We start from the raw sequence: 18,820 nt of genomic DNA, 5'->3' as shown, positions 1-18,820 counted from the left end.
ATCGACGCGTCGCACGGCAACAGCGGCAAGGACCACGTGCGGCAGGGTGTGGTGGTTTCCGAGCTGGCGGCGCGGATCGCCGCGGCCTCCGGAGCGGCACGTCGCTGATCCAGACGATCGGCCGGGCGGCGCGAAACGTCTCCGGCGAGGTCCACATGTACGCGGACAAGATCACCGACTCGATGCAGCACGCGATCGAGGAGACGGACCGCCGCCGCGAGAAGCAGGTGGCGTACAACAAGGAACGCGGCGTCGACCCGCAGCCGCTGCGCAAGAAGATCGCGGACATCCTCGACCGCGTGTACAGCGAAGCCGAGGACACCGAGCAGGTCTCGGTGGGCGGCTCGGGCCGCAACTCCTCCCGCGGCAAGAAGCCCGAACAGGGCGACCGGGTCCGCAGCTCGGGCATGCTGGTCGACAAGGACGTGTCGGCGATGCCGCGGGCCCAGCTGGCCGACCTGATCCAGCAGATGACCGACCAGATGATGCAGGCGGCCCGCGACCTCCAGTTCGAGCTGGCGGCCCGCCTGCGTGACGAGATCTCCGACCTGAAGAAGGAGCTGAGGGGCATGGACGCGGCCGGCATCAAGTAGCGGGCCCGGCCGGATGAACATCAAGGACCCCGAAACGGAGCGGCTCGCGGCCGAGGTCGCCGAGCTGACCGGAGACACCAAGGCGGGTGCTGTGCGCGCCGCACTGGGCGAGTTGAAGGCGAGGCTGGCCGCCGACCGGGAGCCCGAGATCGGCGCGCCGACCAAGGCGGAGGCGGGGATCGTCCTGCCGATCTCGAGCTGGTCGAGCTGAAACCGTGAACCTCGAAGCCGTCGTCGCCTATTGCCTCGGTAAGCCCGGCGCCGAAGAGACCTACCCCTTCGGCGACCACGTCCTCGTCGCCAAGGTCGGTGGCAAGGGCTTCGCCTTCATCGGCCAGGACCAGCCCGGCAGCGTCGCCGTCAAATGCGGGGCCACCAAGGAAGAAGCCGCCGAGGTCCGCGCTCGCTATCCCGGTGCGGTCAGCGTCATGGACTATCTCGGCCGCTACGGCTGGAACCGCGTCGAGCTCGGCGCCGGAGTGCCCGGCGCTGAGCTCGAAGAGCTGATCGATGCTTCCTACGACGAGGTCGTCCGAAGGCTGCCCAAGGCCAAGCGGCCCTGACTCACTCCGGCGCAGGGGCGTTCTCGTCCGCCTGCAGCAACCCGAACACGTTCCCTTCGGTGTCCTTGCAATACGCCAGCCACCCCACCCCCGGAACCGGGTTCTTCGGCAGCGCCAGCGTCCCGCCGGCCCGGTTGACGTCACCCAGTGCCTCGTCCAGGTTCGCCACGTCGATCGTGTTGACGAAGCCGTGGATCGGGGCCGACGCCTCGGGCGCCGGGCCCTGGCGAGGCAGCAAGCCGCCGTCGATCCCGCTGCCTTCGCCGGTGGTGATCACCCAGTAGGGCACCTCACCCCAGCGCTCGAACTTCCAGCCGAACACCGCCGTGTAGAACGCCGCCGCGCGTTCGGGGTCGCTCGCGTGGATCTCGAAGTGGACGGGACGAGGCATGCGCGCCTCCTCAGGCCGGGCCGTCAGGGTGTGGTGAGAGTACGCCCGGCCTGAGGAAAGTTACAGCCGCGTCCGTGGCGTCAGGTCCGCGTCGAAGTCGGGGAAGCCGGCCGGAGCCGGCGCCGAACGCAGCGCCGGCGAGGAAACCGGTGACAGGCCGGCCCAGCGCCGGATCGTCGCCGTTGCCGCCGCCGCCTCGGCCGGGGCCAGCTGGGCGATCTTCGAGCCGTGGTTGCCACCCTGGACGTAGTACCGGTACGAATCGCGGCTGCCGCGGCCCAGCTCGAACGGCTCCGCGCCCCACGGGTCGTTGGACCCGTACACGAACAGCAGACGGGCGCCGTGGGTCTTCACCCAGAAGTCGATGTCCGGCATCGCCGCGTAGTCGAAGCGCGGCAGGCGGATCGACGCCGGCACGAACGTCTTCGGCTGGTCGGCGCCGGGGTAGCGCAGCAGGTCGCGGAGGTAGCCGTCGTACGCCTCGGGCGAGCCCAGCTGCACCGCCGCCTGGTAGTAGTACGGGACGTACGGCGCCAGGTCCTGGTCGGAGTACGTGTTGAGGCTCTCCACCTTCTCGTACCAGGCGTAGACGTCGGCCGCGGGCGCGCCCGGCGGCGGCACCGTCGCGCAGTCCGCCTGCGTCTGGTACTGCCAGAACGCGAAGTACGAGTCGATCACCGAGATCTCGAGGGACTTGTCGGCCGAGCCCACGATCGAAAACGTCAGCCCGCGCTCGGCCGCGTCCGCCGCGGCGATCGCCCCCAGCTCGTCACGCCGCTTCAGCGCGTCGCGCTGGATCGCCTTCAAGGCGTCGCGGCACGCCGGGTCGTTGCCCACACGGGAGAGGAACCGGTTGTAGACGTCGACCGGGTCGATGACGTCGTTGGGTGCGACGTACGGGATCGTCGCGTCGACGTCGTCGGGGAAGAAGCGGCGGAAGTACGTCGCGGTCATGCCGCCCTTGCTGCCGCCGGTGGCCAGCCACTTGCCCGGGTAGATCGCCTTGAACGCCTGCACCGCGCGGTGCTCGTCCGCCGCGGCCTGCCAGATCGTCAGCTGCTTCGCCCAGTTCTCCGGCTCCGGCCGCGACGGCGTGAAGTAGCGGTACTCCATCGACAGCTGGTTGCCGTCGACAATCTGCGTCGGCTCCGAGCGGTTCGGCGACCCGCTGACGTTGTAGCCGCTCGTGAAGGCGACCGTCGGGGCGGCGAAGTCGCGGTGCAGCAACGTGAACCGCTGCTGGAACGTGCCCGCGCCGGGGTGCCGGTGGTCGGCGGGCTGGGTGTAGGTCAGCTTGAAGAACCGGAACCCGGCCGGAGCCGCGTCCTCGGACACGACCGTCAGCCCCGGGATCCGCTGCAGCTGCGCCTTGATGTCCGGCGCCGCCGTGGCCGCCGGCGCCAGGCCGGCCAGCGCCAGCAGGACCGCACCCGCGGTGAAAAGTCTGCGCATCGAGCACCACCCCGTCGTCGAAACCCTCGGTGGGACCCTCACAGAACCGGCGGTGGTCGGCAATCGGCTGTCCGGGCACAGAATCGGTGAGGATCCGACTTTCGGCGGGTGGCGCCGGGTCTTCCGGCGTGCCCGGCCGGGGGCATCGTGCGAGTTGTCCGCGTGTTCGGCGCCGCGTTACGGTCCGGATCCGTAGGCACCGTCATCGAGCGAGGGGTCCGCCATGAAGGTTTCCGACTGCCCGACGGCCCAGGTCGAGGTCCGCGTCGCCGCGCGGCCGGCCGAGATCTGGTCCTGGCTGCTGGACATCGACCTGCCGGCCCGGTTCTCCACCGAGTTCCAGGGTGGCGGCTGGGTCGACGACGCCGAGCCCGGCCTCGGCGCGCGGTTCCGCGGCCGCAACTCCCACCCGGTCGCCGGGGAGTGGGAGACGGTCTCGACCGTCACCGGCTACGAGCCCGGGCGGCTGTTCGCGTGGGCCGTGATGGACGTGGCGAACCCGGCCGCGTCGTGGAAGTTCGAGCTCGTCCCGGACGGCGACGGCACGATCCTGCGGCAGTGGGCCCGGATCGGCCCCGGCCCGTCCAACCTGACGAAGATCATCGGCTCGATGCCCGAGCACGAAGAGGAGATCGTCGCCATGCGGCTCGGCGAGCTGCAGGCCAACATGCAGAAGACCGTCGAGGGCATCAAGGCGCTCGCCGAAAGCGGCGTGCCGGCCTAACGGAGCACCCGGTCCACATAGGACTTCACGGCGGCCAGCGCCTCGGCCGACTGCCACAGCCGCTCCACCTGCGGGTCGTCCGAGTGGCGGTATTCGGCGATCCGCTCGTGGAAGGGCTGCCGGATCTGGGCCTTCGTGTGGGCGAACGGCTCGGCGGGCAGGTCGCCGAGCCGCGCCGCGACGGCGAGGGCCCGCTCGAGCACGTCGTCCGGTGGGGCCTGCTCGTCGGCCAGCCCGCGGGCTAACGCTTCCTCGCCGCCCCAGGTTTCACCCGGGTAGGTGAGCAGCGGCAGCCGGGTGGTCCCGTAGGTGCAGCGCAGGATCTCCAGCGCGGCCAATGGGAACGGGAGCCCGACGAGCAGTTCGGTGACCCCGATCCGGCCGGCGCCCAGCACCCGGTGGTCGCAGGCCGCGGCGAGCACCGCCCCGCCGGCGATGGCGTGCCCGTTCAGCGCGGCGACCACCGGACGCGGGCAGCCGAACACGGCCAGCAGCGCGTCGGACAGCAGCGGCAGGAACTCCGCCACGTACGGCGCCCCGCCCTCGTCGAGCCGCTTGAGGTCGACGCCCGCGCAGAAGATCTGGCCGGTCCCGGTCAGCACGACGGCGCGGGCGTGCTCGGCCTCCTCGAGCTGCCGCACCAGCGCCCGGCAGGAGTCGGTGTCGAGCGTGTTGCCCCGGCCGTGCTCGATCCGAAGCACGGCGACGTCGCGGTGGTTCTCCAGGGTGATCGGCACGGCCCGACCGTACCGCGGAGTCGGTGGGCCGGTCAGGCCCCGACGCTCAACCGGACGACGCCGAAGTGCTCCGCCCGCACCAGTTCGACGACCTCGTCGAGGGTCGGCAGCCGGCCGAGCGGGAACTTCAGGCCGATCATCCGGGCGGCGCGACGCATGCCGAGCTCGGTCATCCGGTCCAGGTAGGTCCGCGCGACCTCGGCTTCGTCCTCGACGAGCACTCCGCGCATCGGCGCCGTCCGGCCGGCGAACGTCACGCCGACGTCCGCGCCGCCGCGGAAGTTGACCTTCCAGCGCGCGGGGGTCAGGGCGCACAGCCCCTCGGCATCGCGGTGGGCGGTGACCGGCACGCGGTAGCGCTGCCCGGTCCGCCGGCCGGCGAAGGCGAGCAACATGAACTCGCCGACGCCGCGGCCGAGCGGGCTGGGCAGCACCACGCGCAGCACCGCGTTGAGCGTCTTCACCAGCGGCGCGGGCGGCTGGTGCCATTCCACCACGGCGGTCATCTCCGCAGCGTACGCCGCCCGTGGGCCTCAGCTGGTGATGTCCTTCCGAGCGAACCGCCGTCCCGCGTACAGGAAGAACACCGTTCCGTAGATCGCCGCCGAGAGCAGGCCGCTGGCCAGGTTGGTCCAGTCGACGTCGGTCGAGATCAGGTCCATCCAAGAGAACGCGTAGTGCGTCGGCAGGTAGTTCCGGAGCCCCTCCAACGCGGTGATCTGGTCCAGGATCTGCGACAGGATCGCCACCAGCACCGCGCCGCCGACCGCGCCGAGCGGGGCGTCGGTCGACACGCTCAGCGCGAGCGCCAGCCCGGCCACCCAGGCCAGCTGCAGGATGATGTACACAGTGGACAGTGCGATGGCCAGCAGGCTGTCGCCGAAGGACACCGCGTCGCCGGTCGGGCTGATCGCGTCGCCCGCGCCGTACCAGAGCACCCCGACGCCGAGCGACACCAACGGCAGCAGCACCAGCGCGAACGCCGAGAGCAGGCCCGACACGATCGCCTTCTGCCGCAGCACCCGCTGCCGGGGCACCGGCATCGCCAGCAGGTACTTCAGGCTCGACCACGACGCTTCACTCGCGATCGTGTCGCCGAAGAACAGCGCGACGATCATCGGCAGCAGGAACGTCCCCGACACGAACAGCGCCAGCACGACGAAGTTCGGCGCGGACGCCGTGGCCAGGTCGACGAAGCCGCCGCTGCGCCGGTTCGGGTTCGACTGCCCGAGCTGGAACGCGATCACCAGGATGAACGGCAGCAGCGCGACGAACCCGAGCAGGAACTGCGTCCGCCGCCGCTTGAGCTGGCGCCGCAGCTCGACGCCGAGCCGCAGCGTCCGCCGCGCCGAGTAGCCCTCGACCGCGCCGTCCGGCCCGACGCCCGCGTGCTCGGCCGACGCGAGGTCGCTCAGCTCGTCCAGCGCGTGCGGGTCGGTGTGCACACCCTCGCTCACGACTCTTCTCCCACCAGTTGCAGGAACGCGTCTTCCAGCCGGCGCCGAGGCCCGGCCTGCTCCACCGCGACCCCGGCGCGCACCAGCGCGGCCACACCTTCGGCCCGCGGCAGCTCGCCGAGGTTCGCGTGCACGAGCTCGCCGTCGACGTCGACGTCGGTGACGCCGCTCAGCGCCTTGAGCGCCGCCGCGGCCGCCGCCGGGTCGTCGACCCGGAACGTCGCTTCGCCGCCGGCCGCGGCCAGCTCGCCGACCTCGCCCGAGGCGACCAGCGAGCCGCGGTGCATGACCACGACGTGGGTGCAGGTCTGCTCGACCTCGGCCAGCAGGTGGCTCGACACCACCACCGTGCGGCCGGTCGCGGCGTACCGCTTCAGCACCTCGCGCATCTGGTGGATCTGGGGCGGGTCGAGCCCGTTGGTCGGTTCGTCGAGCACCATGAGCTCCGGCAGGCCGAGCATCGCCTGCGCGATGGCCAGCCGCTGCCGCATGCCCTGGCTGTAGGTCCGCACCCGCCGTTCGACCGCGTTGCCGAGCCCGGCGATCTCGAGCGCCTCCGCGAAGTGCGCCTTCTCGGCCGGACGTCCGGTGGCGGCCCAGTACAGCTCGAGGTTCGCCCGGCCGGACAGGTGCGGCAGGAAGCCCGAGCCCTCGACGAACGAGCCGATGCGCGAGAGCACCGGCGCGCCCGGGGTGATCTTGTGCCCGAACACGCGGATGGTGCCTTCGGTCGGCGTGATCAGGCCCATCAGCATCCGCAGGGTGGTCGTCTTGCCCGCGCCGTTCGGCCCCAGCAGGCCGAGCACCTGGCCCGGCTCGACGCGGAAGGACAGGTCCTTCACCGCCACGAACCCGCCCGCGTACTGCTTGCGCAGACCCTCGATGACCAGCGGAGTCGTGGCCAGCTCGGCGTCGACGTCGGTGGCCCGGCGCCGGCGCAGGGCCGCGAAGAGCACCGCGGCGAGGCCGATCGCCAGCGTCACCCCGATGCCGGCCAGCTGCCCGACCGGTGCCGGGGACCCGACGGACTTGCCCGGCACGACCGGCACGGCCAACGCGGTGCCCGCGGCCAGCCCGATCCGGAACACCGCGGGTGCGGCCGGCGCGGCGTACCCCTGGTCGGTGGTGCCGACGACCAGCCGCAGCGAGTGGCCGCCCTCGATCGGCCGGACGATGCCGGGCAGCGCCACGGTCACGTCGACCGGGGTGCCGTCGGCGGGCAGCCCGCTCACCCGGAACGGCGCGATGGCGTTGGCCGGCAGCACGCGCGAGCCGTCCTGACCGACGTCGTAGAGCTTTGCGAACAGCACCGCGTCCGGTTGCGGGTGCGCCGGGTCCGCGGCGACCTGCAGCCGCACGGTGGACGAGCCGCTGATGACGACCTGGCCGTCGAAGGGCGCGGTGGCGAACTGCGCGGCCTGGCCGGGCGGGTCGTTGCTGAACAACGCGCCGAGCCGCGACGAGCTGCTCGCGACGCCGTTGAGGCCGGGGATCCCGCTGACCGCCGCCGGGTTCGCCCCGGCCGGGCGCACCACCGGCTGCGCGGGCCCGTTGAGCGCCAGCAGCCGCCGTTCGGTGGCCGGGCCGGTCAGCCCGGGGTAGGCGGGCGCGTTGACCGTGCGGACCGACGGCGTCCCGTTGGCGCGCAGCGTGCCCTGGACGTCGTAGCTGAAGCCGGTGCCCGGGTCGCCGCCGTCCAGCGCCGTCTTCAGGAAGTCGGCGATCTTGGCGCGCAGCTGCGGGCCGGGCTTGCCGCCGTCGTGGCCGCCGGTGTACCAGATCGTCTTGACCTTGCCGCCCGCCGCGGTGATCTGCCGGGCGGTCGCGTCGGACTGGTCGAGGCCGAACAGCGTGTCGCTCTCGCCCTGCACCAGCAGCGTCGGCACGGTGATCTTGCCGGTGACGGACGCGGGGGAGACCCGGCGCAGCAGGTCGACGCTCGCCTGGCTCGCCTGCCCGGTGGTGCCGAGTTCGGTGTAGGCGCGGCAGACCGCGGCGGTGAACCGGCCACAGGGGTCGGCCGACGCGCTCCGCGGCCCGCCCGCACCCGGCGGCCCGGCGGGCAGCGCGGCCCCCGCGGCGGCCGCGGTCCCGGCGGCGCCGGTGGCCCCGGTGTCGGTCTCCTGCCCGGCTTCCGGTGCTTCGGCGGACGGCGAGCCGCTCGCCGCGGCACCCGAACCGGCCGAGAAGAAGATGCCGGCCCAGCTCTTCTTGAAGACGCCGTCGGTCGAGAAGGCACCGGCGGACGGGGTGCCCGGGGCCGTGGACGCGGGGGTCGCCGCGTTCGGGATCAGGCCCTGGGCCAGGTCGTTGTAGGTGATCACGGGCGCGATCGCGTCGACGCGCTTGTCCGTGCCGGCCAGCAGCAGCGACAACGCGCCGCCGTAGGAGGCGCCGGTGACGGCGACCTTCGGATCACCCTGGGCGTCGAGGGTCACCTGGTGCTGCGCGACGAGCCGGTCGATCAGGCGGCTCGCGTCGGCGACCTCGCCGTCCGGGTCGTTGAGCCCGATCTTGCCGGTGCTCTTGCCGAAGCCGCGCGCCGACCACGTCATCACGACGAAGCCCTTCCGCGCGAGCTCGCGGGCGTCGTCGGCGACGCTGTTCTTGTCCCCGCCGAAGCCGTGCGCGAGCAGCACGGCCGGTGCGGGCACGGTCGCCGGGAGGTAGGTGGTCGTGTCGATCTTGACCTGCTCGGCCGAGCCGGGCGCGGCGGGCAGGTCGAGCAGGGCGTCCTGGGTCGGCACGGCGGGCGGGGCCGTGTCGCGCGTCGCCCAGAGGGCGGTCGCGGCGGCGAGCACCGCCACGACGGCGCCGAGCGCCGTGAGCCGGGCTCGGCGGGTGCGCGGGAGCGGGAGTCGGGGCACGACGTGACCGTAGGTGAAGTTTCCTGAGAGTGTCCTCCGCGGCTCACAGTGATCACACGCCCGGACCACCTGGTGGACCGAAGTGACCGGAATTACACGACCAACACGGTGACGTGCGCGATCCCGGCTGGCGCTCGGCCGGGGGGAACCGGCAAACTGGACGCGCTGTGAGGGGAGTATTCCTTCGCGGCGGTGTCGTCAGCACGGTGGCCCTGCGCCCCCGGCACCGTCGGCCGGTGTTTTCACCGGCGGGAGAGACCTCCGGTTAGTTGCTGCTGCGCGCTATCCGGAGGTTCGAGTTCCATGACTGTCCCCCTGTGGCTGTGGATCGCCACGATCGGTGGCCTGCTCGCGCTGATCGCGCTGGACCTGGTCATCGTCGATCGCAAGCCGCACGAAGTGACCACGGGGGAAGCGGCTCGCTGGGTCATCTTCTACGTCTCGTGCGCGATCGCCTTCGGCATCGGCGTGTGGATCTTCGCCGGGCACGACCCGGGCGTCGAGTTCTTCACCGGGTACATCACCGAGTACTCGCTGAGCGTCGACAACCTGTTCATCTTCATGATCATCATGAGCTCGTTCAAGGTGCCCGCCATCCACCAGCACCGCGTGCTGCTGGTCGGCATCCTGCTCGCGCTCGCCATGCGGAGCGTCTTCATCGCCATCGGTGCCGCGCTCATCGAGCAGTTCGTCTGGGTGTTCTTCCTGTTCGGCGCGGTGCTGATCTGGACGGCGATCAGCATGCTGCGCGGCAAGGGCGAGGAAGAGGAGTACCACGAGAACGCCGTCACCCGGCAGGTCCGCAAGATCGCCCCGGTGACCGACGACTACCACGGCCACCACTACACGGTGAAGATCAACGGCAAGCGGATGATCACCCCGATGCTGCTGGTGATCGTGGCCATCGGCTCGGCCGACCTGCTGTTCGCCGTCGACTCGATCCCGGCGATCTTCGGCATCACGCAGGAGGCGTTCCTGGTCTTCACCGCCAACGCGTTCGCGCTGATGGGCCTGCGTCAGCTGTACTTCCTGCTCGGCGGCCTGGTGACCAAGCTGGTCTACCTCAGCTACGGCCTCGCGGTGATCCTCGCCTTCATCGGCGCGAAGCTGTTCCTGCACGCGCTGCACGAGTACCACGTCGTCCCGGACTGGCTGGACATCAACAACTGGGTCTCCCTCGGCGTGATCGTCGTCGTGCTCACCGTGACCACGGTGACGAGCCTGGCGAAGGCCCGGCGCGACGAGCGCAAGCAGGTCGTCGCATGAGACCTCGCGAAACTCGTTCGCCTCGCTAAGGATTTCCGGTACGGTCGGGACGTGCGTCCTGCCGACATCGAACACCTCGTCGTCCCCGGCCGTCCCGCGCTGCGCGGGAACCTGCTGCTCACGGCGCTGAAGAGACCGGATCTGAAGGCGAACGCCACGCACGGCGAGGTCCGGCGCGTGTCGCTCGACGGCGGTGAGTCCGCGTGGACCCACGGTCCGCGCGACTCGGCCCCGGCGATCTCGCCGGACGGTCGCTGGGTGGCCTTCCTGCGTGCCGGGGAGGGCCAGGGCGCGGACGGCAACCCGCAGCTGCACGTGATGCCGTCGGACGGCGGCGAGGCCCGCCGGCTGACCTCGCTGCCCCTCGGGGCCGGGGAACCGGTGTGGGCGCCGGATTCGCGGCGGATCGCGTTCACCGCGCGGGTGCCCGAGCCCGGCCGCTACGGCACGCCGGACGCCGACGGCGAGACGCCGGAGCCGGCCGCCGAGGCCCCGCGCCGGATCACGCGGATGGACTACCGGATCGACGACGTCGGGTTCCTGCGCGACCGCATGCAGCGGCTGTTCGTCCTCGACACCGCCGACGCCTCCGAGCCGGGGGAGCCCGAGCCGCTGACCGGCGACGGGTTCGACGCGGCCCACCCGGTCTGGACGCCGGACGGCACGCGCGTGGTCTTCACCGCCCCGCCGGACTGGGGTGCGGCTGAGAGCGACTTCCGCGACATCTGCGCGATCTCCGCCGAGGGCGGCGAGCCCGAGGTCGTCGTGCGCTGCGACGGGTATTCGGAGCGGCCGGCGTTCGGCCCCGACGGCACGTTGTTCTACTTGGGACAGTCTTTCGAGGAGCACCACGAGGCCGCGCCCACCGGGCTCTACGCGGCGACGCCCGAATTCGGCGCCGGCCCGGTGAAGGCCCGGCGGCTCACCGACGCCGAGACCGTGGACTGCGAGGGCGCGGCGGGCCCGCCGGCTCCGCGGGAGGACGACGTCGTCGTGGCCGTCCGCAACCGCGGCGCGGTGGAACTGCGCGCGGTCGCCGTCGACACCGTCGAGGCTCCGCTGGCCGACCTCGCGGTGGTCCACGCCGACCAGGCCGCCGTCCGGTCGTTCACGCTGGACGGCTCGGTCCTGGTGGCGGTGATCGCGACGCCGTCGACCGCGGGCGAGGTCGTGCTGCTCGGCGACGGCGGGCCCAAGGTGCTGACCGGCTACTCGAAGCCGTTGCGGGACAAAGGCATCCGGCCGATGATCGAGCTGGAGACGACGGCCCCGGACGGCTACCCGGTGCACGGCTGGCTGGTCCTGCCCGAGGGCGAGGGCCCGCACCCGGTGCTGCGCGTGGTGCACGGCGGGCCGTTCACCCAGCAGGAGTGGGCGGTGTTCGACGAAGCCCAGGTCTACGCGGCGGCGGGCTACGCGGTGGTGGTCGGCAACCCGCGCGGCTCGGCGGGCTACGGGCAGGCGCACGGCCACGCTATCACCCACGGTTTCGGCACGGTCGACGTCGACGACGTCCTGGCCCTGCTGGACAAGGCCTTGGAGCGGCCGGACCTGGACGCCACCCGCGTCGGCATCATGGGCGGCTCGTACGGCGGCTTCATGACGAGCTGGCTGGCCGCCCACCACGGGGACCGGTTCAAGGCGGCGTGGAGCGAGCGCGCGGTCAACGCGTGGGACTCGATGGTCGGCAGTTCGGACATCGGCTACTTCTTCGTCGACGCCTACATCGGGTCTTCGCCGGAAGTGCAGCGCGACCGATCGCCGCTTTCGTACGCTTCGCAGATCCGCATGCCGTTCGCGGTCGTGCATTCGGAGCAGGACTGGCGCTGCCCGCTGGAGCAGGCGGAGCGGATGTTCGTGGCCCTGCGCCGGGCGGGCGCGCCGGCGGAGATGCTGCTCTTCCCGGGTGAGGGCCACGAGCTGAGCCGCTCGGGGCGGCCGCGGCACCGGGTCCAGCGGTTCGAGGCGGTCCTGGAGTGGTGGTCGCGCCACCTGTGACGCGCGGCCTGGTCTGCTTCGACGTCGACGGCACCCTCGTACCGGGCACCAGCTCGTGCGCGTGGGTGGCCGCGGCGCTGGGGCACGAGGCCGAGCTCGTCGCGGCCGAAGCGGCTTACGTCGCGGGTGAGCTGACCAACCAGGAGGCGTCGGTCATCGACGCGCGCGGCTGGGCGGGGCACACCGAGGCGGAGGTCCTGGCCCGGCTCGCGACGTTGCCGCTGGTCGACGGGATCGCCGAGACGGTGGCGTGGTGCCGTGACCACGACCTGCGGCCGATCCTGACCACGCTCGCGTGGACGCCGGTGGGCCGGCTGCTCGCCGGGCGGTTCGGGTTCGCCGCGTACTGCGGCCCGGTGCCGGAGGCCGAGAGCGGCCGCTACACCGGGAACGTCGCCGAGCACCTGGACGAGTTCGGCAAGCGCGACTTCGCGCTCGCCCAGGGCTTCGCGCCGGAAAGGTGTGCCGCGATCGGGGACAGCCGGTCGGATCTGCCGCTCTTCGCCGCCGTCGGGACGAGCATCGCCTTCAACGGGACCCCGGCCGCCCGGGCCGTCGCGACGCACGTCGTCGACGGGCCGGACCTGCGGGCGGTGATCCCGGTGCTGGCGGCTCAGTTCAGCAGCGTGTAGTTGAGCTCTTCGCAGACCCGGCCCAGCGGGACGTCCAGCCCCGGGTGGTCCAGCGGCAGCAGCACGTCGGGCGCGATCGGGAGCGCGGCGCCCGCCGGCGGGTCCCACAGGCAGATCGCGGGGTCGCCTGAGTCCATCGACGAGCGGTACCAGAGGCCGTCGAGGTCGCTGAACGCGCCGCGGATCGCCCGGGCCCAGGCCTGGGTCAGCTTCTTCGGGCCGCTGGAGATCTCCTGGGAGGCGCCGACCCGCGTCGGCCAGAGGCCGGTCAGGTCGAGCAGGCGCAGGGTGCGCGTCGGGCGGACGACGACCAGCCGGGGACCGCGGGTGCGGCGGTCGACCGTCGAGCTGGTCTGGAAGACCTCGGCGACCGACGTCCGCACGGTGAGGCCGAAGTACAGGACGCCGTTGGCGGGATCGGTGACCGGCGCGCCGCCGCGGCCGGGCGACTGCTGGTCGAAGCGGCCGTGCGGGAGCGGGCCGGTGTAGCGGAACGAGTTCCACTGCTGGGGGTGTCTGCCGTGCGCGGTGAAGATCCGCACGAGCCTGGTCGCGGGCTGGACCGTCACCACGTCGTCGGCGCGGTTCAGCTGCCGGACCAGGACGGATCGGGCGGGCGGCAGCGGGAGCCGGGCCATGGGTCGGGGGTGGTCCGTCCTTGTCGGAGATCTTGCTCGGGAGGATCCAGCCTAGAGCGGAGTGCCGAGCGTGGCGATGAGGCGGGCGACGTGGTCCGGATCACCACCGGAGAGGAGCCACTGGCGCGGGGTCGCGGGTTGGTCGTTGATGACGAGATCCGCTTGCGGAGTGCTCATGAAGGCCGCGACGACGAGGGCGGGCTGGTCTTCGGGCAGCGCCTTCAGCACGACTTCCAGCCCGGGCAGCACCCCGGAACCGGCGAACTGCCACGCGGGAAGCCGCCACCCGCCGTCCTTCCACCCGGTCAGCCGCCCTTCCTTGAGGCGATGCCGGATCCGGCTGTCGTCGACACCCAGGGCTTTGGCGGCTTCGTTGACGCTGAGGGCGCCTTCGGCGAGCACGGCGTGGGCGGCGACGGTGCGCGCCCGGAAGTCGGGTTCGTCCTCACGCCTAGGTGAGAGGTCGAGGCCGACATCGGCGAGCGCGGCGCGCTGGTCGGCCGAGAAGTAGTGCGAGGGATCCGGATTCGGTGGGGACAGTCTGCGCGCCGCGTCTTCGACGAGAGTGAGGAACTCATTCGCGTCGACCTTCAGGCCCGCCTTGGCGAGGATGTTCTCCAGCGCTACAGACATGTGGCTCAGGTTAACCCGAAACAGCGCGGATGTGCGGGTTCGTGCGCTTTCTTGCCCGGTCTGTGCGTGAATTCACCAGAGATCGACACTCACGGCACATCATCCAACACGTTGAGTAGGCAACTTCCGGTCAGTTTCCCTGGATCGGGCGCCGTTGTCCAGCCTCGGCCGGGCTTGACACTGCGCGATCGGACACCTACGTTCCGGATGAGTAAACGATTTCCGCTCCGGTGCTCACAGGACCCGGCGCCCGGCGCCGGTGATGGGGGACACAGGGGGTGGGGCGTGCCTGGGGGCCCGGCACGAGCCGGCCCCCGGGCACGTCGCTTCCGTTTGGTCCGACTTCGGCGAGTGCGCCGGTTGGCCGGGTATGCAAGCCGCCCCTTCCCGTGCGTGAGCCGACGCTTTGGGTACGCGGGCCGACCCGCCGGTGCGCGATGGCCCCCTGGCGCGGCTGACCTTCTGGGTGCGTGAGCCGACCCTTCCGGCACGCAAGCCGACCCCTCGGAGTACGCGAGCCGACCCCTCGCGGGCGTGGACCGGGGGCGAGACCTCGCCTCCTCGATCTCAGCGGCGGGAGCTCTTCCGCACGATCAGGCGGGCTTCGAGCGTCGTCGTCGTGGTGTCGCGGCTGCTGTCCGTGATTCGGGCCAAGAGGAGCTGTGCCGCCACGCGGCCTACCTCGTACGCCGGCTGGGCGACCACCGTCAGGGGTGGGTCGATCAGCGTTGTCCATGGCGCGTCGTCGAACGAGACTATGCCCACGTCGCTGCCCGGGCGCAGGCCTCGGGCCGACAGGGCCTCCAGCACTCCGATCGCCATCGTGCTGTTCGCGACCAGGAGCGCGTCCGGCGGCGAGGGCTCGTCCAGCAGCTCCAGCGCGGCCAGGCGGGCGCCCTCGGCGCGGTACTCCGCCCGCCGGAACAGGACGTTCTCTTCGCCGACGACGTCGGCGTACCCCGCCAGGCGGTCTTCGGCCGTGCGGACGCCCGGCGGGCCGGTCAAGCAGCCGACGCGCCGGTAGCCGCCCGCGAGCAGGTGCCGGGTGGCTTCGGCCGCCGCGTGGCGGGTGTCGACCAGGACCTGGTCGCCCTCCGCCGCCTGCAACGGCCGGTCCACCGCCACCAGCGGGGTGCCCTGGCGGCGCAGGCCCTCGACGTTCGTCGACCGGCCGGTGGGCGACAGCACCACGCCGGCGACCCGCTCCTGCAGCGCGACCTCGATGTAGCGCCGCTCCTTGTCCTCGTTCTCGTCCGAGTTGCAGAGCACCACCGAGTACCCGGACCGCTGCGCGAGGTCCTCGACGCCCCGGGCGATCGCCGTGAAGAACGGGTTCTCGACGTCGGAGATGATCAGCGCGAGCACCGCGGTCTCCTGACGGCGGAGGTTCCGGGCCAGCCCGTTCGGGTGGTACCCCAGCTCGGCGGCGGCCTCCTGGACCCGCGCGGCCAACGCGGGGTCCACAGTGGACTTCCCGTTGAGCGCGCGCGACACCGTCGCCGTGGAGACGCCGGCTCGTGCCGCGACGTCGCTGATGGTGGCCACGCGCCCTCCCTGATCACTCGTCGAGGGGAGGATAGCGCTCTTGGTAGTCGTTTACCGTCCGCTTACCTTTTTGGGTGAACAGCCACTTCCGGTTGACCGCAGGGGTTACGCCGAACGGAGTCGATCACGCACGGCAACGTCCACAGTGGAGCGTCCGCCGAAGTAATCGCGTGGCGTGAGGCCGGTCAGCGCCCGGCAGTCCCGGCTGAGGTGCGCTTGATCGGCGTACCCCGCGGCGGCGGCCAGCGCGGCCAGCCCGGGGACACGCGGAGCCAGCGCGACGGCCCGCTGGAACCGGCTCACCCGGAGGTAGGTGGCCGGCCCGTACCCGACCGCTTGGACGAACCGCCGCCGCAGCCGCCGTTCGCTCACCCCGCCCGCTGCCGGTTGCCCCAAAGCGGCTGCACCGGAACGGCCGAGCAACGCCGCCGCGTCACCGACCCGGGCCGCTCCGGCCTCCAGCCGCGCGATCAGCTCCGCCACCGCGAAATCCGGCGGCGGCACACCCGTCACCCGCTCGGCCACCGCGGAAACCGGCGACACCACCCCCTCCACCAACCGTTCCGCCGACGACCGCCCCCACAACTCGGACACCGGCACCCGCCGATCCCGCAGCTCGTCCGCCGCCACGCCGAGCACCGCCGCCGCCCGGCCCGGCACCAACCGGACCCCGCTCACCACCCCCTCCGTCTCCGACCACCACGCCGCCGTGTCCGGCCCCGCCACGAACGCCGTTCCGCCGCCCACCACCAAGTCGACGCAGCCGTCCGGGACGATCCGCTTCGGGCCCTCCGAAGCCGATCGCCACACGCACCTCGCCACGCCCCGCAACACCGCCGGCGCCGCCCGTTCCTCGTACACACCCCGATCATGCCTCGGGGGTCCGACAGAAACGGCAAGAATCGGCGCCACCCGTCCGGGTGAACATCGAACTTTCCGCGAGGACCGGCTAACACCCCGTCAGGTCACGGCGAGATATAGGTCGACGCACTCGACGGAAGTGCGCGCGACGAGAGAAGACCTCTCCATGAGCGTTCCCACCGCGATGCGCGACTCCGCCGGGCGGGCTCGATCGGCCGGCAGCTTCGTCGTCGTCCTCGGTGTGCTCGTCGCGGCCTTCGCGGTGACCGCCCACGTCCTGCCGCGGTCCGCGCGCGAGCCCGCGGCCAAGGAAGCGCCCGTCGCCCCGGTCGCCGTGCGCACCGTCGATCACAGCGTCGTCTACGAACTGCTCGGCACGCACGGCGCCCGCAACGTCACCTACGCCGCCGCCGGCTCCGCCCTCACCCAGCAGGCCGCGGTCGCGACGCCGTGGTCCACGCGGTTCACCCGGGTCGGCCCGGCCGGCCGCACCGAGTTCTTCAGCATCGCCGCCCGCAACCCCGGCCCCGGCGCGCTGCGGTGCCGGATCGTCGTCGACGGCGTCGTCGTCGCCGAGAAGACCGAGACCGAGCCGGGGCGCCTCTTCAGCTGCGCCGTCTGAGCGGCAGGATCGGCGGCGTGAACGCCGCGATCACCTTCGGGCCCGCCCTGGTGGCGGTTCTCGTCCTGCTCGCCGTCGCCGGTGCGGTCGTCGTCAGGGCCGGCGGGCTCGGCGAGGGACGCGCGGTGCTGATCGCCGCCGCCCGGGCGGTCGCGCAGCTCGCCGCCGTGTCGCTCGTGATCACCGCCGTCCTGCGCTCGGCGCCGCTCACCGGCCTGTTCGTGGTGCTGATGTTCGGGATCGCCGCGGTGACGTCGGCGCGCCGCATCGGAACGAACAAGAACCTGCCGTGGACGGCGCTGGCCATCGCGGCCGGGGTCGCGCCCGTGCTCGCGCTGGTCCTCGGCGCCGGTGTCGTCCCGCCCCGGCCGATCGCCGTCGTGCCGATCGCCGGCATCGTCATCGGCGGCGCGATGACCGCGACCTCGCAGGCCGGCCGCCGGGCCCTCGACGAGCTCGAGTCCCGCCACGGCGAGTACGAAGCCGCGCTCGCCCTCGGCTTCCTCCCGCGCCCGGCCGCACTCGAAATCTGCCGCCCGAGCGCCGGGCACGCCCTCATCCCGGCGCTCGACCAGACCCGCACGGTCGGCCTGGTGACGCTCCCGGGCGCGTACGTCGGCGTCCTGCTCGGCGGGGCGGGCCCGATCCAGGCCGGGCTGACGCAGGTGCTCGTGCTGATCGGGCTGCTGGCCGCGGAGGCCGTCTCGATCCTGGTGACCGTGCAGCTCGTCGCGGCCGGGAAGCTCAGCCGAGCGGCGTAGCCAGGTGGGCGGTGTCGTTGTAGCGCCGCACGATCCAGGTGTCGCCGTGGAGCACGAGGTGGGAGATCGACCCGTTGTCGGCGCCGAGGAACGCGAACCGCTCCACCGCGCGGCTGGCCTGCGCGAACAGCTCGCCGATCACACCGCCGTGGGTGAACACCGCGACGCGCTGGTCCGGGTGCGCGGCCGCGATGCGGGTCAGCGCGCCGCGCAACCGGGCGCCGAACCGCTCGTCGGACTCCGCGCCCGGGATCACGTCCCAGCGCTGCTCGGTCCACAGCCGCTCGACGATCGGGTGGCCTTCGGCCGTGTACTTCCGGAACAGGCCGTTTTCCCAGTCGCCGAGGTGGATCTCGCGCAGGTCCGGCTCGACGACCGGGGTCAGCCCCAGCTTCTCCGCCAGGGGAGCCGCCGTCTGCACCGTGCGGCGCAGCGTCGTCACGTAGATCGCGTCGATCCGTTCCCCGGCGAGCCGGACGCCGACGCGCTGGGCGTGATCACGGCCTTCCGGCGCCAGGTCCGGGTCGGCCTGGCCGTCGACCAGGTCGAACGGGGCGTCTCCGCGCGCCGGGGCGGACTCGCCGTGCCGGACCAGGAAGATCTCCGTCGAGCCCGGCGGCGGGCTGAAGCGGTGCTGGCGGTACTCGATCTCCTGCTCCGGCGTGCTCATGGCCTCGACCCTAGCCCAGCTGCTTGTCCACGAAACACCATCGCCAGGTCTCGCCCGGCTCGAAGCTGCGCATGACCGGGTGGCGGGATTCGTGGAAGTGCTGCGTCGCGTGGCGGCGCGGCGAGGAGTCGCAGCAGGCGACGTTGCCGCACTTCAGGCACATCCGCAGGTGCACCCACGTGGTGCCCTCGGCGACGCAGGCGGCGCAGCTGTCGGCCGAGCTGGGGTCCTTGTCGACCCACTCGTGGGCCAGGTGCTTGCACGACCCCGCCGTCGCGGCCGGGGTGCGCAGCTCGCGGCCCTCGACGTCGGGCTCCGCCTCGTCGCGGTCGAGCATGGACTCTTCGATGTCGAGCCGCTCCAGGACCTTGCGCAGGACGTCGTCGTCGGCGCTGCCGCTGTCGCGGGCC

The 18,820-nt window shown here is 72.3% G+C and carries 20 protein-coding genes and 1 pseudogene; 9 read left to right on the top strand and 12 right to left on the bottom strand.

The window, feature by feature from the left end; all coding sequences use genetic code 11:
- Positions 1-71: 71 nt before the first annotated feature.
- The 3 genes and pseudogenes from ACWDN5_RS40010 to ACWDN5_RS40000 all read left to right on the top strand — a co-directional run.
- Positions 72-593: pseudogene (locus ACWDN5_RS40010) on the top strand (UvrB/UvrC motif-containing protein); the annotation flags it as partial.
- 13 nt (positions 594-606) lie between these two features.
- Entirely contained in the window at positions 607-804 is a 198-nt protein-coding gene (locus tag ACWDN5_RS40005; RefSeq protein WP_449679934.1) for a type II toxin-antitoxin system VapB family antitoxin, read from the top strand.
- 4 nt (positions 805-808) lie between these two features.
- Complete coding sequence (locus ACWDN5_RS40000; protein WP_310976679.1) at positions 809-1,156, top strand: MmcQ/YjbR family DNA-binding protein; 348 nt, start codon at positions 809-811, stop codon at positions 1,154-1,156.
- Between the two features lies 1 nt (position 1,157).
- Here ACWDN5_RS40000 and ACWDN5_RS39995 read toward each other — a convergent pair whose 3' ends face one another.
- On the bottom strand, positions 1,158-1,547 hold the full coding sequence (locus ACWDN5_RS39995) for a VOC family protein (RefSeq protein ID WP_310976678.1): 390 nt from the start codon (positions 1,545-1,547) through the stop codon (positions 1,158-1,160).
- 60 nt (positions 1,548-1,607) lie between these two features.
- Positions 1,608-2,999 carry a S28 family serine protease gene (locus tag ACWDN5_RS39990; protein WP_449679933.1) on the bottom strand — a complete coding sequence of 464 codons (1,392 nt, stop codon included), beginning with the start codon at positions 2,997-2,999 and terminating at the stop codon, positions 1,608-1,610.
- Positions 3,000-3,222: 223 nt separating this feature from the next.
- Between ACWDN5_RS39990 and ACWDN5_RS39985 the strand changes: the two genes are divergently transcribed.
- Positions 3,223-3,723, top strand: a complete 501-nt coding sequence (locus tag ACWDN5_RS39985) for an SRPBCC family protein (protein WP_449679932.1) — start codon at positions 3,223-3,225, stop codon at positions 3,721-3,723.
- On the opposite strand, the gene ACWDN5_RS39980 is transcribed toward ACWDN5_RS39985, so the two are convergent.
- The 4 genes from ACWDN5_RS39980 to ACWDN5_RS39965 are packed head-to-tail and all read right to left on the bottom strand — an operon-like array spanning position 3,720 to position 8,784.
- Positions 3,720-4,460, bottom strand: a complete 741-nt coding sequence (locus ACWDN5_RS39980) for an enoyl-CoA hydratase/isomerase family protein (protein WP_449679931.1) — start codon at positions 4,458-4,460, stop codon at positions 3,720-3,722. The two genes, ACWDN5_RS39985 and ACWDN5_RS39980, sit on opposite strands and share 4 nt — an antisense overlap.
- A 32-nt stretch (positions 4,461-4,492) precedes the next feature.
- Positions 4,493-4,966 (bottom strand): hypothetical protein, encoded by a 474-nt coding sequence (locus ACWDN5_RS39975; protein WP_449679930.1) that lies wholly within the window; start codon positions 4,964-4,966, stop codon positions 4,493-4,495.
- Between the two features lie 27 nt (positions 4,967-4,993).
- Complete coding sequence (locus ACWDN5_RS39970; RefSeq protein ID WP_449679929.1) at positions 4,994-5,917, bottom strand: ABC transporter permease; 924 nt, start codon at positions 5,915-5,917, stop codon at positions 4,994-4,996.
- Positions 5,914-8,784, bottom strand: a complete 2,871-nt coding sequence (locus ACWDN5_RS39965; protein WP_449679928.1) for an alpha/beta fold hydrolase — start codon at positions 8,782-8,784, stop codon at positions 5,914-5,916. The genes ACWDN5_RS39970 and ACWDN5_RS39965 overlap by 4 nt, the downstream gene beginning before the upstream one ends.
- A gap of 303 nt (positions 8,785-9,087) precedes the next feature.
- Between ACWDN5_RS39965 and ACWDN5_RS39960 the strand changes: the two genes are divergently transcribed.
- Genes ACWDN5_RS39960 through ACWDN5_RS39950 form a run of 3 tightly spaced genes read left to right on the top strand, consistent with a single transcriptional unit; the run spans position 9,088 to position 12,680 of the window.
- Positions 9,088-10,050: a TerC family protein gene (locus tag ACWDN5_RS39960; RefSeq protein ID WP_449679927.1), complete on the top strand. Its 963-nt coding sequence runs from the start codon at positions 9,088-9,090 to the stop codon at positions 10,048-10,050.
- A 51-nt stretch (positions 10,051-10,101) separates the two neighbouring features.
- Positions 10,102-12,048 (top strand): S9 family peptidase, encoded by a 1,947-nt coding sequence (locus tag ACWDN5_RS39955; protein WP_310976666.1) that lies wholly within the window; start codon positions 10,102-10,104, stop codon positions 12,046-12,048.
- A complete protein-coding gene (locus ACWDN5_RS39950) occupies positions 12,030-12,680 on the top strand; it encodes an HAD family hydrolase (RefSeq protein ID WP_310976664.1) in 651 nt (216 codons plus the stop codon). The genes ACWDN5_RS39955 and ACWDN5_RS39950 overlap by 19 nt, the downstream gene beginning before the upstream one ends.
- On the opposite strand, the gene ACWDN5_RS39945 is transcribed toward ACWDN5_RS39950, so the two are convergent.
- The 4 genes from ACWDN5_RS39945 to ACWDN5_RS39930 form a co-directional block, all read right to left on the bottom strand.
- A complete protein-coding gene (locus tag ACWDN5_RS39945; protein ID WP_310976663.1) occupies positions 12,662-13,318 on the bottom strand; it encodes an RES family NAD+ phosphorylase in 657 nt (218 codons plus the stop codon). The genes ACWDN5_RS39950 and ACWDN5_RS39945 overlap by 19 nt on opposite strands.
- A 51-nt stretch (positions 13,319-13,369) precedes the next feature.
- Complete coding sequence (locus ACWDN5_RS39940; protein ID WP_310976662.1) at positions 13,370-13,951, bottom strand: MerR family transcriptional regulator; 582 nt, start codon at positions 13,949-13,951, stop codon at positions 13,370-13,372.
- A 567-nt stretch (positions 13,952-14,518) separates the two neighbouring features.
- On the bottom strand, positions 14,519-15,496 hold the full coding sequence (locus ACWDN5_RS39935) for a LacI family DNA-binding transcriptional regulator (RefSeq protein ID WP_310976661.1): 978 nt from the start codon (positions 15,494-15,496) through the stop codon (positions 14,519-14,521).
- Positions 15,497-15,601: 105 nt separating this feature from the next.
- Entirely contained in the window at positions 15,602-16,357 is a 756-nt protein-coding gene (locus ACWDN5_RS39930) for a helix-turn-helix domain-containing protein (protein ID WP_449679926.1), read from the bottom strand.
- A gap of 166 nt (positions 16,358-16,523) precedes the next feature.
- Between ACWDN5_RS39930 and ACWDN5_RS39925 the strand changes: the two genes are divergently transcribed.
- Both ACWDN5_RS39925 and ACWDN5_RS39920 read left to right on the top strand, forming a co-directional pair.
- Entirely contained in the window at positions 16,524-16,979 is a 456-nt protein-coding gene (locus ACWDN5_RS39925; RefSeq protein ID WP_449679925.1) for an MmpS family transport accessory protein, read from the top strand.
- Between the two features lie 17 nt (positions 16,980-16,996).
- Positions 16,997-17,740 carry an ABC transporter permease gene (locus tag ACWDN5_RS39920; RefSeq protein ID WP_449679924.1) on the top strand — a complete coding sequence of 248 codons (744 nt, stop codon included), beginning with the start codon at positions 16,997-16,999 and terminating at the stop codon, positions 17,738-17,740.
- Here the strand turns inward: ACWDN5_RS39920 and ACWDN5_RS39915 are convergent.
- Positions 17,724-18,410: a histidine phosphatase family protein gene (locus tag ACWDN5_RS39915; RefSeq protein WP_449679923.1), complete on the bottom strand. Its 687-nt coding sequence runs from the start codon at positions 18,408-18,410 to the stop codon at positions 17,724-17,726. The genes ACWDN5_RS39920 and ACWDN5_RS39915 overlap by 17 nt on opposite strands.
- A 10-nt stretch (positions 18,411-18,420) precedes the next feature.
- Positions 18,421-18,820, bottom strand: a 400-nt coding sequence (locus ACWDN5_RS39910) for a UBP-type zinc finger domain-containing protein (protein ID WP_449679922.1), incomplete at its 5' end; no start/stop codon positions are given.

This window comes from Amycolatopsis sp. NPDC003731 (assembly GCF_053586895.1).
Note: the sequence above shows the minus strand (reverse complement) of the source record. Positions and strands in the feature narration are given on the sequence as shown.